This is a genomic window from Mesorhizobium sp. M2E.F.Ca.ET.219.01.1.1 (assembly GCF_004016445.2).
GTDB lineage: Bacteria > Pseudomonadota > Alphaproteobacteria > Rhizobiales > Rhizobiaceae > Mesorhizobium.
Genome location: NZ_SADT02000001.1, coordinates 2,169,273 through 2,183,442 on the forward strand (window position 1 = coordinate 2,169,273; position 14,170 = coordinate 2,183,442).

General features: G+C 65.3%; 11 protein-coding genes. 10 read left to right on the forward strand and 1 reads right to left on the reverse strand.

Annotation, left to right across the window (positions count from 1 at the left end):
- The first annotated feature begins 70 nt into the window (after window positions 1–70).
- The 9 genes from EN862_RS10305 (at window position 71) to EN862_RS10345 (ending at window position 12,035) form a co-directional block, all read left to right on the forward strand.
- Window positions 71–2,545 (forward strand): ATP-binding cassette domain-containing protein, encoded by a 2,475-nt coding sequence (locus tag EN862_RS10305; RefSeq protein WP_127863965.1) that lies wholly within the window; start codon window positions 71–73, stop codon window positions 2,543–2,545.
- On the forward strand, window positions 2,542–3,582 hold the full coding sequence (locus EN862_RS10310; protein ID WP_127863966.1) for an ABC transporter permease: 1,041 nt from the start codon (window positions 2,542–2,544) through the stop codon (window positions 3,580–3,582). Before EN862_RS10305 ends, EN862_RS10310 begins: the two co-directional genes overlap by 4 nt.
- Window positions 3,583–3,691: 109 nt before the next feature.
- On the forward strand, window positions 3,692–4,519 hold the full coding sequence (locus tag EN862_RS10315) for a phosphogluconate dehydrogenase C-terminal domain-containing protein (protein WP_127863967.1): 828 nt from the start codon (window positions 3,692–3,694) through the stop codon (window positions 4,517–4,519).
- Window positions 4,520–4,803: 284 nt separating this feature from the next.
- A complete protein-coding gene (locus EN862_RS10320; protein WP_127227879.1) occupies window positions 4,804–5,745 on the forward strand; it encodes a D-ribose ABC transporter substrate-binding protein in 942 nt (313 codons plus the stop codon).
- Between the two features lie 102 nt (window positions 5,746–5,847).
- Window positions 5,848–6,489 carry a DUF2291 family protein gene (locus EN862_RS10325; protein ID WP_127863968.1) on the forward strand — a complete coding sequence of 214 codons (642 nt, stop codon included), beginning with the start codon at window positions 5,848–5,850 and terminating at the stop codon, window positions 6,487–6,489.
- Window positions 6,486–8,033, forward strand: coding sequence for a sugar ABC transporter ATP-binding protein (locus EN862_RS10330; RefSeq protein ID WP_127863969.1), 1,548 nt, complete (start codon window positions 6,486–6,488; stop codon window positions 8,031–8,033). Before EN862_RS10325 ends, EN862_RS10330 begins: the two co-directional genes overlap by 4 nt.
- Window positions 8,030–9,094 carry an ABC transporter permease gene (locus EN862_RS10335; RefSeq protein ID WP_127863970.1) on the forward strand — a complete coding sequence of 355 codons (1,065 nt, stop codon included), beginning with the start codon at window positions 8,030–8,032 and terminating at the stop codon, window positions 9,092–9,094. Before EN862_RS10330 ends, EN862_RS10335 begins: the two co-directional genes overlap by 4 nt.
- A 2-nt stretch (window positions 9,095–9,096) precedes the next feature.
- Window positions 9,097–10,131 carry a Gfo/Idh/MocA family oxidoreductase gene (locus EN862_RS10340; RefSeq protein ID WP_127863971.1) on the forward strand — a complete coding sequence of 345 codons (1,035 nt, stop codon included), beginning with the start codon at window positions 9,097–9,099 and terminating at the stop codon, window positions 10,129–10,131.
- Window positions 10,128–12,035, forward strand: a complete 1,908-nt coding sequence (locus EN862_RS10345) for a hypothetical protein (protein WP_127863972.1) — start codon at window positions 10,128–10,130, stop codon at window positions 12,033–12,035. Before EN862_RS10340 ends, EN862_RS10345 begins: the two co-directional genes overlap by 4 nt.
- A gap of 6 nt (window positions 12,036–12,041) precedes the next feature.
- On the opposite strand, the gene EN862_RS10350 is transcribed toward EN862_RS10345, so the two are convergent.
- Entirely contained in the window at window positions 12,042–12,755 is a 714-nt protein-coding gene (locus EN862_RS10350) for a transcriptional regulator NanR (protein ID WP_127863973.1), read from the reverse strand.
- A 164-nt stretch (window positions 12,756–12,919) separates the two neighbouring features.
- On the opposite strand from EN862_RS10350, the gene oiaX reads away from it, so the two are divergent.
- The gene (gene oiaX, locus EN862_RS10355) at window positions 12,920–14,170 is read left to right on the forward strand and encodes a 3-oxo-isoapionate-4-phosphate decarboxylase OiaX (protein WP_127863974.1); all 1,251 of its coding nucleotides are present in this window, start codon (window positions 12,920–12,922) and stop codon (window positions 14,168–14,170) included.

The following is a 14,170-nucleotide window of genomic DNA, read 5'->3' on the forward strand; positions in this document are numbered from 1 at the left end:
CGACCGGCCCAGGGATCGGGCGCTGGCCGCACGGCCGGGCCCGGTCTCGCCGCCATGAATCGGAGGACGAATGTCCCATATCGCCGTCGCCGTACAGGCCACCGCTGCCGCCGCGGCTCCTGCCGGGCCGAGCGTCGTTTCGCTGAGCGGCATCACCAAGAGCTTCGGCCCGACGCTTGCCAATGCGGGAATCGATCTTTCCGTTCGCGCCGGCGACGTGATCGGACTTGTCGGCGGCAACGGCGCCGGCAAGACGACGCTGATGCGCATCCTGTGCGGCGCGATGTGGCCGACTCTCGGTTCGATTTGTTTCGCCGACGAGGAGGTAGCTTTCGCCGGATACGACACCGGCGAAGCGCAGCGGCGCGGCATCCGCATGGTGCATCAGGAGCTGTCGCTCTGCGCCAACCTGTCGGTCGCCGAGAACTTCTTCCTGGAAACCCCCGCCGACTCGGCAAGCCGGCCGGGCTGGCGCGCGCTCTACCGAGCCCGCGCCCGCGCGGCGCTCGATGCCGTTTTCCCCGGCAACGGCATCGATGCCGACGCCGAGGTCGGACACCTGACCATCGCCGAGCGGCAGATGGTGGAGATCGCGCGCGCCGCGGCGACACCGGGCGTCAAGCTCATCGTGCTCGACGAGCCGACATCCTCGCTCGATCTCGACCGCTCGAAACAGCTGCGGGCCTTCATCCGCGAGCGGGCGAAGGCAGGACTCGCCTTCATCTTCATCAGCCACAAGCTGCAGGAAATCATCGACATCGCCACCGAGGTCGTGGTGCTGCGCAACGGCCGCACAGCCTGGCAGGGCCATGCCGCGGACGCCTCGATCGGCAAGCTGGTGCAGCTGATGGGCGGCGACGCCAATCCGGTCCACCAGCACCCCGTCACCGCCGCGTCCTCCCAGGACGTGCTCGTGCGGCTCTCCGGGCCGCTGACGGCCACGCTCGGCCGCGACATCGACATCGTGCGCGGCGAGATCGTTGGGCTGGCCGGCCTCGAGGGCAGCGGGCAGAAGGAATTGCTGCACGCTATCTTCAGCCCCGACCGAAACCAGCATGCGGGCGTTTCCAGGCGGGCGGAGGCAGGCTTCATCGCCGGCGACCGACAGAAGGAAGGCGTATTCCCGCTGTGGAGCGTGCTTTCCAACATCAGCATCGGCGCTCTTGCCCGCAGGCCAGCGATCGGGCTGGTTTCCGATCGCGCCAATCGCGACACGGCCATCGGCGCCGCCAGCAAGCTGCGGCTCGACGACAAGCGCTTCCAGTCCAACATCACTGATCTCAGCGGCGGTAACCAGCAGAAGGCGCTGGTGGCGCGGGCGATGGTCGCCGACACGCCGGTCATCCTGCTCGACGATCCGACGCGCGGCGTCGACATCGCCACCAAGCAGGATTTCTACCGGCTCTGCAACGAGGTCGCGCGCGGCGGCCGCGCGCTGGTCTGGCACACGACCGAGGACGCCGAGCTGCTCGCCTGCGACCGTGTGCTGGTCTTTTCCGGCGGCCGGATCGTGAAGGAACTAGCCGGCGAGGCGATCACCGAGCAGGCGATCGTCGGCGCCTCCTTCGCGCTTTCGGCGGACGGCCAGGCGCGCGCCGCCAGTAAGCGGACCGCGCCCGCGAGGCTTGGGCGCAAGCTGGTCAATGCCGCGCCTTTCATCGGACTTACCGCCGTGCTCGCCATCATGATCGCGATCAACCCGGCGGTCGCCTCGACGTTCGGGCTCGACCTGTTGTTGATGCCGGCGCTGTCGCTGGTGCTGGTCACAGCGGCGCAGATGTTCATTGTCGGCGGCTCAGAGATCGACCTCGGCGTCGGCGCCTTCGCCGGACTGGTCAGCGTGCTCAGCGCCACGCTGCTCTACGACCAGCCATGGCTCGGCGCGCTGGCCCTGGCGGCCGCGCTCGCCGCCTATGCGGGGCTTGGCGGCGTCATCCAGGCGCGCAAGATCCCGGCCATCGTCGTCACGCTGGGCGCGTCCTTCATCTGGGTAGGCATCGGCTACGCGCTGCAGCCGACACCGGGCGGCGCCAGCCCCGAGTGGCTGTCGACGCTCTTCGGCTGGTCGATCGGCTTCATGCCCACCTCGATCTTCATGATCGTGGCCGTGGCGCTGATCGTGCTTGTCATCGACCGGCTGCCGCTCGGCGTGGTGCTGCGCGGCTTCGGCAACAATCCCGCCGCGATGATCCGCTCGGGATGGTCGCCGACGCGCTACGCGCTGGTGCGCTACCTCATCGCCGGCCTGTTCGCAGGCGCCGCCGGCCTGTCGCTGACCGCCATCAACACGGCGAGCGACATCAACTCCGGCAATTCATACACCTTGCTCAGCGTTGCCGCCGTAGTGATGGGCGGCTGCTCGCTGCTCGGCGGCATCATCTCGCCGGTCGGCGCGGTCGCCGGCGCGGTGACGCTGTCTTTGATCGGCGCGCTGCTCGGCACGCTCAGCGTCAGCAGCGACTACAACGCCGCCACGCAAGGGCTGATCCTGATCGCGCTGCTCACGCTGCGCAGCCTGACCGCCGACCGCAGGAGCGAGCCATGAACGCACTCGCCACATTCGGCCTCTGGGCGCAGCGCAACCGCTGGATCTGGGCCGCGATCGGCGTGCTCATCCTCTGGCTGGTGCTCTCCATCGTCACCAGCCGCTTCAGCCTCTCCAGCCTCTCCGGCGTCATTTTGTCGGCGTCCTTCCTGACGGTGGTCGGCATCGGCCAGATGTTCGTGTTGACGACCGGGCGCGGCAATATCGACCTGTCGGTGGCGTCGGTGATCACGCTCAGTGCTTTCGTCGCGCTGCTGACCATCAAGGGCCAGGACGCGAACCTCGCCATCGGGGTCGTCGCCGCCATCCTGCTTGGTCTTGCGGTCGGGGCGCTCAACTCGCTGCTCGTCGTCGGCCTCGGCATTCCGGCGATCATCGCGACATTGGCGACAGGCTATGTGCTGGCGACCGCGACGCTTCTGTCGAACAAGGCGATCCCGGGCTTTGCCGTCAGCCCTTCTCTCAAGGATCTCGCGACGGGGCGCATCGGGGGAGTACCGATCATGGCCGTTGTCGCCATCGTCGGAGTAGCCGTGACCTCCTTCGTGCTGCGCTACACCGTATTCGGACAGCTCCTGTCGGCAGTCGGTCAGAACCGCGCCGCGGCGCGGCTTGCCGGCATCCGCAATGGCCGGGTGATCGCGTCGGCCTTCATCATCTCATCGGTGCTGGCGTCGCTCGACGGGCTGCTGCTCGGCGCCTATATCGGCGGCGCCTTCCTGGAGATGGGCCAGCCCTATCTCTTGCAGTCGATCGCCGCCGTGGTGCTTGGCGGAACGCTGATCTTTGGCGGCTCGGCGACGGCGCTCGGCACGCTCTTCGCCAGCATCCTGCTCGTCCTAATCGTCACCACCATGCAGATCATCGGCCTGCCGCCGGGCGCTCAGGACATCGTGCAGGGCATCGTCGTCATCTTCGTACTCGCGCTGGCCGGGCGCCAGGCGTTGGCGCGGCGTGCGCCTGCCGATCTTGCGGACGGTGACAAGGGCGCCGCTACGAAGACGAGAGCGGACACAGCTACAGCCCTACCGAAATGACGGGAAACAAAATAAACAATGCTTCTTGCCAAAATTTGGTAGAGTGATCATACCAGTATACAAGATGACGATCGGCGCCGCCGTCGTCTGAACATCAGGAGCAGGTTAGATGACGACGATCGCGCTGTTCGGTGCCGGGGGCAAAATGGGCTACCGCCTGTCGACCAATTTTCGCGGTTCCCCCTACAGCATCCGCCATGTCGAGATCAGCGAGGCGGGCAAGGAGCGTCTGAAATCCGGACTCGGCATCGACACGCTCAGTGTCGATGAAGCGCTCGACGGCGCCGAAGTGGTGATCCTGGCGGTTCCCGACACGCATATCGGCAAGGTCGCAGCCGGAATCGAGAGCAAACTCGCGGCCGGCACCATGGTCATCGTGCTCGACGCGGCAGCGCCTTTTGCCGGCCACCTGCCAAAGCGGCCCGATCTGACCTATTTCGTCACGCATCCGTGCCATCCGCCGATCTTCAACGACGAGACCGACATGGCGGCCAAGAAGGATTTCTTCGGCGGCGTAAAGGCCAAGCAGCATTTCGTCAGCGCCCTGATGCAGGGGCCGGAGGCGGACTACGCCAAGGGCGAGAAGATCGCCCAGATCATCTGGGCGCCGGTGATGCGTTCGCACCGCGTCACCGTCGAGCAGATGGCGCTGCTCGAACCCGGGCTCTCGGAGACGGTCTGTGCGTCGCTGCTCGTCGTCATGAAGGAAGCGCTCGACGAGGTCGTGGCGCGCGGCGTCGACCGGCAGGCGGCGCTCGACTTCCTGCTCGGCCACATGAATGTGCTCGGCGCCGTCATCTTCGGCGAGACCAAGGGCGTGTTCTCGGACGCCTGCAACAAGGCGATCGAATTCGGCAAGCCGGTGCTGATGCGCGACGACTGGAAGCGGGTCTTCGAGCCGGAGGAGATCGCCGCCAGTATCCAGCGCATCACCTGAGGCGCCGGCGGCTCGAATTTTTGAAAGATGGCGAACTGGACGAGTCGTGAATCAGGTACATATCACCTGAATTAATGATTGACTCATCATACCAGTTGGTTTTAGCTGCTCCGGCTCGGACTTCTGGGAATCCGACGACGGAGGACGAAGGACGGCGAGCAGCAGGACAAAGTTCGGATGAAGCTGGCAAGGCTTTCAAACCCGAGGGACGCAGCTGCACCGCCTGACAAATTCAGACAAATAGCCTCGGTCGTCCGGGGCAGGTTTTTCAACGGGAGGACTTCATGAAACTCACTCGCAGAATGACGCTTGCCGCTTTCGCCGGCGTGCTCGCACTCGGCACCGCGATGCCGGCCTACGCGGCGGACCTCATCGCCATCATCACGCCCTCGCATGACAATCCGTTCTTCAAGGCGGAGGCCGTCGGCGCCGAGGCCAAGGCCAAGGAGCTCGGCTACGACACGCTGGTGCTGGTCCATGACGACGACGCCAACAAGCAGTCGCAGCTGATCGACACCGCGATCGGCCGCGGCGCCAAGGCGATCATCCTCGACAATGCCGGCGCCGACGCCACCGTCGCCGCCGTGCAGAAGGCCAAGGACGCCGGCGTGCCCTCCTTCCTGATCGACCGCGAGATCAACGCCACCGGCGTCGCCGTGGCGCAGATCGTCTCCAACAACTACCAGGGCGCCCAGCTCGGCGCGCAGGAATTCGTCAAGCTGATGGGCGAGAAGGGCAACTATGTCGAGCTGGTCGGCAAGGAGTCCGACACCAATGCCGGCATCCGCTCCAAGGGTTACCACGACGTCATCGACGACTATCCGGACCTGAAGAAGGTCGCGCAGCAGTCGGCCAACTGGAGCCAGACCGAGGCCTATTCCAAGATGGAATCTATCCTGCAGGCCAACCCGGACATCAAGGGCGTGATCTCCGGCAACGACACGATGGCGATGGGCGCCTACGCCGCGCTTGCCGCCGCCGGACGCAAGGACGTCATCGTCGTCGGCTTCGACGGCTCGAACGACGTGCGCGATTCCATCACCTCCGGCGGCATCAAGGCGACGGTGCTGCAGCCGGCCTTCGCCCAGGCGCAGATGGCCGTCGAGCAGGCCAACGACTTCATCAAAAACAAGAAGTCGCCGGAGAAGGAAAAGCAGCTCATGGACTGCGTGCTGATCAATGCCGACAATGCTCCCAAGCTGGAGACCTTCGCGCTCAAGAACTAAGCCGGCGCGATAGAAGCTGCGAGGGGCGGACGCGCGTTCGTCCCTCGCCTCCATTTCATTTTCCGGGTGCCCTTGATTGCCATGACCAAGCCGACTTGTGCGATGCAGACTTGGCTTATTCTCGCGATGACGGCAGCCATCGGCCTCGGCGGCTGCAAGATCCTGCCGACCCCATCGGCGCGGGGCAGCGACAGCGCCGACAGCTCGGCCTTCAACCCCGACAAGAAAGTCGAGGATATCTGGGCCTCGAAGGTCATTCCCTATCTGCAGCAGAAAGCCGGGCCGTTCGCAGAAGTGCATGCGCTGGCCAAGACCGATCAGGCCGCCGCCGGCGCCAAATACGGCAATCCGAAGAAGCAGGCGAATTCGCCATGGACCTTCGCGGTGCGCATCGAAGGCAAGATCGTCGCCACCAACACCCAGTCGCGCGCGGCGACCGTCGACGTCGACGTCGATGGCGACGGCAAGGCGGATGCGCGGGTGCAGATCGGGCCCGCGATGCGCGGCACCGCGCTGCGCGACAGCCTCAACTTCGTCCAGTTCAACGATTTCACCAACCAGATCGATTTCGCCCAGTTCGGCAAGGCCTTCAATGCCTATGCCGACAAGACGGTGCTGTCCAAGCTGCCGCGCGATGGGCTCGAGGGCCGAACCGCGAAAGTGCTCGGCGCTTACACGATCGAGAGCGGCCAGGACCTGCCGTTGGTGACTCCGGCGGAGACCGAGATCGGGCCGAAGCCATGAGCGCCTCACCCGGTCACGATGTCATCCTCAAGCTGGAGGACATCTCCAAGGTCTATGCCGGCACCGTTGCGGTCAAGCACGCCAATTTCGAGGTGCGCAAAGGCGCGGTCAACGTGCTGGTCGGCGAGAACGGAGCTGGCAAGTCGACGCTGATGAAGATCATCGCCGGCGTCGAACAGCCGACCGCCGGCCGCGTTCTGCTCGACGGCAACGAGGTGTCCTTCTCCTCCTCGGGCGACGCTGTAAGCCGCGGCATCGGCATGGTATTCCAGGAGCTGAACCTGTTCGGCAATCTCTCGGTCGCCGAGAACGTTTTTGCCACGCGCGAGCTCACCAACGTCTTCCGCAAGATTGACCACAAGGGCCAGGAGAGCCGCGCCGCCGAATTCCTTGAACAGCTCGAAGCCGGCATCCGGCCGGACATGCTGGTCGAGGATTTGCGCATCGGCCAGCAGCAGCTGGTCGAGATCGCCAAGGCCGTCTCGCTCGACGCGCGCATCCTGATCATGGACGAGCCGACCTCGGCGCTGAGCGCGGCCGAAGTGGAGATCCTGTTCAGGGTCATCGCCGACCTCAAGGCGCGCGGGGTCGCCATCGTCTACATCTCGCACCGGCTGGAAGAGCTGATCCGCATCGGCGACTACATCACCGTGCTGCGCGACGGCCGCATCACCGGCCAGGAAGAGATGCGAAACGTCGACACGCAGTGGATCGTGCGACAGATGATCGGCTCGGACGCCAAGGATTTCGCCAAGGCCGATGGCCATCAACCCGGCGCAGAAGTGTTCCGCGCCGAGGATATCTGCCTGCCGCGCGTCACCGGCGGGCTGGCGGTCGATCACGTCTCGCTGTCCTTGCGCGCCGGCGAGATCCTCGGCATCTACGGACTGATGGGGGCAGGGCGCAGCGAGCTGTTCGACTGCATCATGGGCCGCCACGGCCAGGCCAGCGGCAGGATCTTCATCGACGGCAAGCAGGTGAAGGAGCGCGACACGACGCGGCGCATCCAGCGCGGCCTGGCGCTGATCCCGGAAGACCGGCAACGCGAGGGCCTGGTGTCGATCCTGTCGGTCGCCAGCAATCTGACATTGGCCAGCCTGTCGCGCTTCGTCAGCCTTTTCCACATCCGTGGCGGCGCGGAGCGGCAGGCGGTGACCCAGATGGTGCGGGAGCTCTCGATCAAGGTCGCCGATCCGGCGCAGGAAGTGTCGTCGCTGTCCGGCGGCAACCAGCAGAAGGTGGTGATCGGCAAGGCGCTGCTCACCGGACCGAAGGTGCTTCTGATGGACGAGCCGAGCCGCGGCATCGATGTCGGCGCCAAGGCGGATGTGTTCCGCACCATGCGCAAGCTTTCGCGCGATGGGCTGGGCATCCTCTTCGCCACCTCCGACCTGGACGAGGTGATGGCGCTGTCCGACCGGATCGCGGTGATGAGCAATGGAAAACTGACGGGCATGTTCGAGCGCGCCGAGGCGACGGAAGCGGCGATCGTCGCCGCGTCGGCGCTTGGACATGGACCCGCGCACGGAGAGCAACGCAGATGACCGACATCCCCGCCAAGGCTGCCGCGCCATCTGCATCCGGCGGTTCGGCTCTGCTGACGCTGATGAAGCTCAGGACCTTCATCGCGCTGATCGTCGTCCTGGTCTTCTTCTCGATCGCCGCGCCGAATTTTCTTTCGGCCGCCAATCTGATCCTGATGGCTAAGCATGTGGCGCTCAACGCCTTCCTCGCCATGGGCATGACCTTCGTCATCGTCACCGGCGGCATCGACCTGTCGGTCGGCTCGATCGTAGGCCTGTGTGGCATGGTCGCCGGCTATCTCGTGCTCAACGGCGTCGACCTGCAATTCGGCTACACCGTCTATTTCAACGTCGTCGAGATCGCCCTCATTACGCTTTTGGTTGGTATCTTGATCGGGGCTGTCAACGGACTGCTGATCACCAGGCTGAACGTCGCGCCCTTCATCGCCACGCTCGGCACGCTCTATGTCGCACGCGGCCTGGCGCTTTTGTCGTCGGACGGGCGCACCTTTCCCAACCTCGTCGGCAAGCCGGAACTCGGCACCACCGGCTTCGGCTATCTCGGCGCCGGCAAATTGCTCGGCCTCCCGGTCTCGATCTGGATCCTCGTCGTGGTGGCGCTGGGAGCCGCCTATCTCGCCCGCAACACGCCGCTCGGCCGCCACATCTTCGCCGTCGGCGGCAATGAGCGCGCGGCACGGATCTCGGGCGTTCGCGTCAACATGGTCAAGATGTTCGTCTACATGTTCTCCGGCTTTTGCGCGGCGATTGTCGGCCTCATCATCTCCTCCGAGCTGATGGCATCGCACCCGGCGACGGGCGAGAGCTTCGAGCTGAACGCCATCGCGGCGGCGGTGCTCGGCGGCACCTCGATGTCGGGCGGGCGCGGCACGATCGGCGGCACCATCGTCGGCGCCTTCGTCATCGGCATTCTCTCCGACGGGCTGGTGATGATGGGGGTGAGCTCGTTCTGGCAGATGGTGATCAAGGGGCTCGTCATCATTGTCGCAGTGGTGATCGACCAGGCGCAGCGCCGGCTGCAGAGCCGCGTGACGCTCATGCAGATGGCGAAGGTGAGCTAACCATGGCGGAGCTGCGTGGAGCACTGATCGGCTGCGGCTTCTTCGCCGTCAACCAGATGCATGGCTGGCGCGACATTGACGGCGCCTCGATTGTGGCGATCTGCGACCCCGATCCGGAACGCCTCAGGACAGTCGGCGACCAGTTCGGCATCGAGCGGCGCTACAACGACGCGGCCGCGATGTTTGCCGGCGAGACACTCGACTTCGTCGATATCGCCACCACTGTCGGCAGCCATCGGCCCCTGGTCGAACTGGCCGCCGCCAATCGCATCCCGGTGATCTGCCAAAAACCGTTCGCGCCGACGCTTGCCGACGCCAAGGTCATGGTGAAGGCTTGCGCTGAGGCCGGCGTGCCGCTGATGGTGCATGAAAATTTCCGCTGGCAGTCGCCGATCCAGGCGGTGCGCGCCGTGCTCGACAGCGGCGAGATCGGCACGCCGTTCTTCGGCCGCATCTCCTTCCGCTCCGCCTATGACGTGTTTTCCGGCCAGCCCTATCTGGCGACGGGAAAGCGCTTCATCATCGAGGATCTCGGCATCCATATCCTCGACATCGCCCGCTTCCTTCTCGGCGACGTGTCGAGCCTCACCGCACGCACCACGCGCGTCAATCCCGCCATCGCCGGCGAGGATGTGGCGACGATGCTGATGGACCATGAAGCTGGCGCGACGTCGGTAGTCGATTGCAGCTATGCCACGAAGCTTGCCGTCGAACCGTTCCCCGAGACCTTGATCGAGCTCGACGGCAGCGAGGGCACGATCCGCCTTTCGCAGGGCTACCAGCTGACGGTCACCGGCAAGAACGGCACCAGAGTTTCCGACGTCTCGCCGCCGCTGCTCTCTTGGGCATCGCGGCCGTGGCACAACATCCAGGAAAGCGTTTTGGCGATCCAGAAGCACTGGGTGGACTGCCTGACGGCGGGCAAGGAGCCGGCGACATCCGGCGCCGACAACCTGAAGACATTCGCCCTGGTCGAGGCGGCCTATGCCGGCGCCGCCAGCCGGCAGCCGGTGCGGATCGACGATTTGCTCCAATGACCACGGATCGGTTCCTCCTCTACGGCACACGCGTGGTGGAAGCCGAACCGGTCCGGCTCAGTGCGGGTCTACTCAGCGCCGATTTCGTCAATGGCAATCTGCGCACCATCCGTCATGGCGGCGTCGAGGTGCTGCGCGCCATCGCCTATATCGTGCGCGACCGCGACTGGGGCACTTATGAGCCGGCGCTGTCGGACTTGGTCATCGAACAGCATGACGACAGTTTCAGCGCGCGCTATTCGGCGCGGTGCGAGGGAACGGACGGAAGCCGGCTCGGCTTTGACGCCAGGATCGAGGGCCATGCCGACGGTCGCCTGGCTTTCGATGTGAGCGCGCTGCCCGAAAGCGATTTCGAGACCAATCGCTGCGGCTTCTGCATCTTGCATCCGATCTCCGGCCTTGCCGGCAGTCCGGTCAGGGTCGAGCACACGGACGGCCGCGTGGTGGACACAAAACTGCCGCTGCTGATCGACCCCTGGCAGCCTTTCAAGGATATGCGCGCCATCACCCACCAGGTTCGCCCTGGCGTCAGCGCTGAATGCCGAATGGATGGCGACACTTTCGAGATGGAGGATCAGCGCAACTGGTCGGACGCGTCCTACAAGACCTATGTGCGGCCGCTGGAACTCCCATGGCCCTATGTGCTGCCGGCCGGACAAACCAATCGGCAGACGATCGCGCTGCGCATTACGGACGACGGACAGTCGTCGGCCGCCGCGGCGGGTGCGGAACCTGTGCGCGTCGAACCAGGCGAGGCCGGATCGAAGCTGCCCGAGCTCGGCGTGGTGATCTATCCCGAGGATGTCGAGGCGGCGCTTGGCAAGCTGCCGCTCCTCTCGCAACTTGGCCCCCAACAGCTTCTGCTTCACTACGACCCGACACGCGGCCATGGGCTTGATGCCTTGCGAGCCCATGCCGCGCTGGCCAGCGCCTTCTCCGCCGCGACGACGCTCGAATGCGTGGTTGCCTGCGATGGCGATCTCGATGCCGAACTCTCCGCAGTCGCGGCGATGGTGCGCCAGGCGGGTTTGCGGCTCGACGCCATCGCGGTCTCGCCTTCGGTCGACCGGCAGTCGACGCCGCCGGGCAGCGCCTGGCCGGCCTGCCCGGCGCTGGAAGACGTCTATGCCGCGGCACGCCGCGCCTTCCCCGGCATTCGCCTCGGCGGCGGCATGTTCAGCTATTTTACCGAACTCAACCGCAAGCGTGTTCCAGCGGCGCAGCTCGATTTCATCACCCATTGCACCTGCCCGATCGTGCACGCGGCCGACGACCTCAGTGTCATGCAATCTCTGGAGGCCCTGCCTTTCATTACACAGTCGACACGGGCGATCTTTGGGGCAAAACCCTACCGTATCGGCCCCTCGACCATCGCCATGCGGCAGAATCCATATGGCGGGGCGACCAAGGACAATCCCGACGGGCAACGCATCGCCATGGCCAATCGCGATTCGCGCCATGTCGGGCTGTTCGCGGCGGCCTGGACGATCGGCTATGCCGCGCGCGTGGTACCTGCCGAGCTCGAGATGCTGACGCTCTCGAGCTTCGCCGGATCGTTCGGTGTGCTGGCGCGGGCCGGCGACGCCATCGAGGAAGGGACGCCGCGGCCGATCTTCCACGCGGTCAAGGGTCTCGCTGCGCTGGCCGGCCAGACGCACATCGCTGCGCGCTCCAGCGACGAGAACCGTGTGGCGGCGCTGGCAGGCCGCTCTTCGACCGGCGCGATCACGGCGTGGCTGGCAAACGTCACCCCGCACGATGTGCCGATCGACGCCTCCGAGCTTGTCGGCGAAGCGGCAGGGCCGGTCACCGTCTGGGGCGAAGCGGGTGAACGCACGCTTGTACCCGATGCGGTTCCAGGGCGCTTCACCATGCCGCCCTACGCTATCGCCAGGATCGGCTGAGCGAAGCTATTTCTCCGACGTCAGCACATAGAGGGCGCGCGAGCGTTCGAGGTGTTTGATCATCGCCTTCTCGGCGCCCTCGGCGTCCTTCTTCTCGATGCGGCCAATGATCTCTTCGTGCTCGGTCAGCGTGAACTTTTCCTTGCCGGTCCAGATCAGCATCTCGGTGTGGTATTCCTTCAGCCAGCCGAGCATCGCCTCGCTGACCGCGACATAGATCGGATTGCCCGATATCGCCGCGATCTGTGTGTGGAAGCGCATGTCGGCGGATATGAAGGCCTCGGCATCGCCGCGCGCGGCGCGCTGCTCGGCCACGATTGCCTTGAGCCGCTGCACGTCCTCGGGCGTGGCCTTCTCGGCCGCTTCCCGGACCATGCCGCGCTCGAAGAAGATGCGCGCACTCTTCAGATGCTCCAGCGTATCCTTCGACGACGACAGGATGATCTTGGCCGCGCCGTCGACCTGCTTGATGATCGACTTGGCGGTCAGTTGCAGCACCTTGGCGCGCTCGCCATGCGAGATGGCGACGAGCCCCATATTGCTTAGCGCCTGCATGGCCTCGCGGATTGCCGGCCGGCCGACCTCGAAGCGCTCCATCAACTCGCGCTCGGACGGCATATCGTCGCCCGGCTGCAACTCGCCGCTGGCGATGAGGCGCTTCAGCCTGACAAAGACTTCGTCGGAAAGCTTACGTCGGATGATCGGTTCCGAACGGTTCATCGCAGCGAATCTCCCTTGACCCAGTCCCAATCTAGCATTGCGGCGGCGATCTCCGGAATGCCTGCCGCCGACGGGATATTGCTTGCAATGCTTATGTACTCATTATACCAGATTTACTATTCAGGGAATTCATTTCCTGCCATTCGACCTCGGTATGACCGGCCATGATCGTCCTCACCTATCGCATCGAGACCTCGGGGAGCGTCGAGGCGCTGGCCGCCAAGATCGCCAGCGACCAGTCGACCGGCACCTTCGTCGCGCTGCCCGGCGAGACCGAGGAGCTGAAGGCGCGCGTGGCGGCGCGCGTGCTGGCGATCCGGCATCTGCCCGAGGCCGCGCCCCCATCGATCCCTGAGGCGGGTCCCGGCCCGTTCAGGCGGGCCGATGTCGATATCGGCTTTCCCTTCGACGCCATCGGCACCGACCTTGCGGCGCTGATGACGATCGCGATCGGCGGCACGTTCTCGATCAGGGGCCTGTCGGGCATTCGGGTTATCGACATGAAGCTGCCGGAAGAATTCAGGGGCGCGCATCCAGGCCCGCAATTCGGTGTCACCGGCAGCCGCCGGCTGACCGGCGTCGAAGGGCGGCCGATCATCGGCACCATCGTCAAGCCGGCGCTGGGCTTGAGGCCGCACGAGACGGCCGAGATGGTGGGCGAGCTGATTGAGGCCGGCGTCGACTTCATCAAGGACGACGAGAAGCTGATGAGCCCAGCCTATTCGCCGCTGTCGGAGCGGGTGAAGGCGATCATGCCGCTGATCCTCGAGCATGAGCAGAAGACCGGCAAGAAGGTTATGTACGCCTTTGGCATCTCGCATGCCGATCCGGACGAGATGATGCGCAACCACGATATGGTGATCAAGGCCGGCGGCAATTGCGCGGTGGTCAACATCAACTCCATCGGCTTCGGCGGCATGGCTTACCTGCGCAAGCGCTCAGGCCTGGTGCTGCATGCCCACCGCAACGGCTGGGACATCCTCACCCGCCATCCCGGACTCGGCTTTGATTTCAAGGTTTGGCAGCAGTTCTGGCGGCTGCTCGGCGTCGACCAGTTCCAGATCAACGGCATCGCCTCGAAATACTGGGAGCCAGACGACTCCTTCATCCGCTCCTTCGAAGCGGTGACGACGCCGCTGTTTTCGCCCGAGGATTGCGCGCTGCCGGTGGCGGGATCCGGCCAGTGGGGCGGGCAGGCGCCGGAGACCTACGCGCGCACCGGCCGCACGGTCGACCTGCTTTATCTGTGCGGCGGCGGCATCGTCAGCCATCCGGACGGGCCGGGCGCCGGCGTGCGCGCAGTGCAGCAGGCGTGGCAGGCGGCGGTCGAGGGCATTGCGCTCAACGAATTCGCCAGGAGCCATGCCGAGCTGGCGCGCTCGATCGAGAAGTTCGGCGACGGCAAGGCGGCCTGA

Bases quoted from the DNA above. Each gene is read 5' to 3' on its own strand.
- EN862_RS10325 (WP_127863968.1), top strand. From the start codon at position 5,848: ATGCAGACTTGGCTTATTCTCGCGATGACGGCAGCCATCGGCCTCGGC.
- EN862_RS10315 (WP_127863967.1), top strand. From the start codon at position 3,692: ATGACGACGATCGCGCTGTTCGGTGCCGGGGGCAAAATGGGCTACCGC.
- EN862_RS10345 (WP_127863972.1), top strand. From the start codon at position 10,128: ATGACCACGGATCGGTTCCTCCTCTACGGCACACGCGTGGTGGAAGCC.
- EN862_RS10310 (WP_127863966.1), top strand. From the start codon at position 2,542: ATGAACGCACTCGCCACATTCGGCCTCTGGGCGCAGCGCAACCGCTGG.
- EN862_RS10340 (WP_127863971.1), top strand. From the start codon at position 9,097: ATGGCGGAGCTGCGTGGAGCACTGATCGGCTGCGGCTTCTTCGCCGTC.
- oiaX (WP_127863974.1), top strand. From the start codon at position 12,920: ATGATCGTCCTCACCTATCGCATCGAGACCTCGGGGAGCGTCGAGGCG.
- EN862_RS10305 (WP_127863965.1), top strand. From the start codon at position 71: ATGTCCCATATCGCCGTCGCCGTACAGGCCACCGCTGCCGCCGCGGCT.
- EN862_RS10320 (WP_127227879.1), top strand. From the start codon at position 4,804: ATGAAACTCACTCGCAGAATGACGCTTGCCGCTTTCGCCGGCGTGCTC.
- EN862_RS10335 (WP_127863970.1), top strand. From the start codon at position 8,030: ATGACCGACATCCCCGCCAAGGCTGCCGCGCCATCTGCATCCGGCGGT.
- EN862_RS10350 (WP_127863973.1), bottom strand. From the start codon at position 12,755: ATGAACCGTTCGGAACCGATCATCCGACGTAAGCTTTCCGACGAAGTC.
- EN862_RS10330 (WP_127863969.1), top strand. From the start codon at position 6,486: ATGAGCGCCTCACCCGGTCACGATGTCATCCTCAAGCTGGAGGACATC.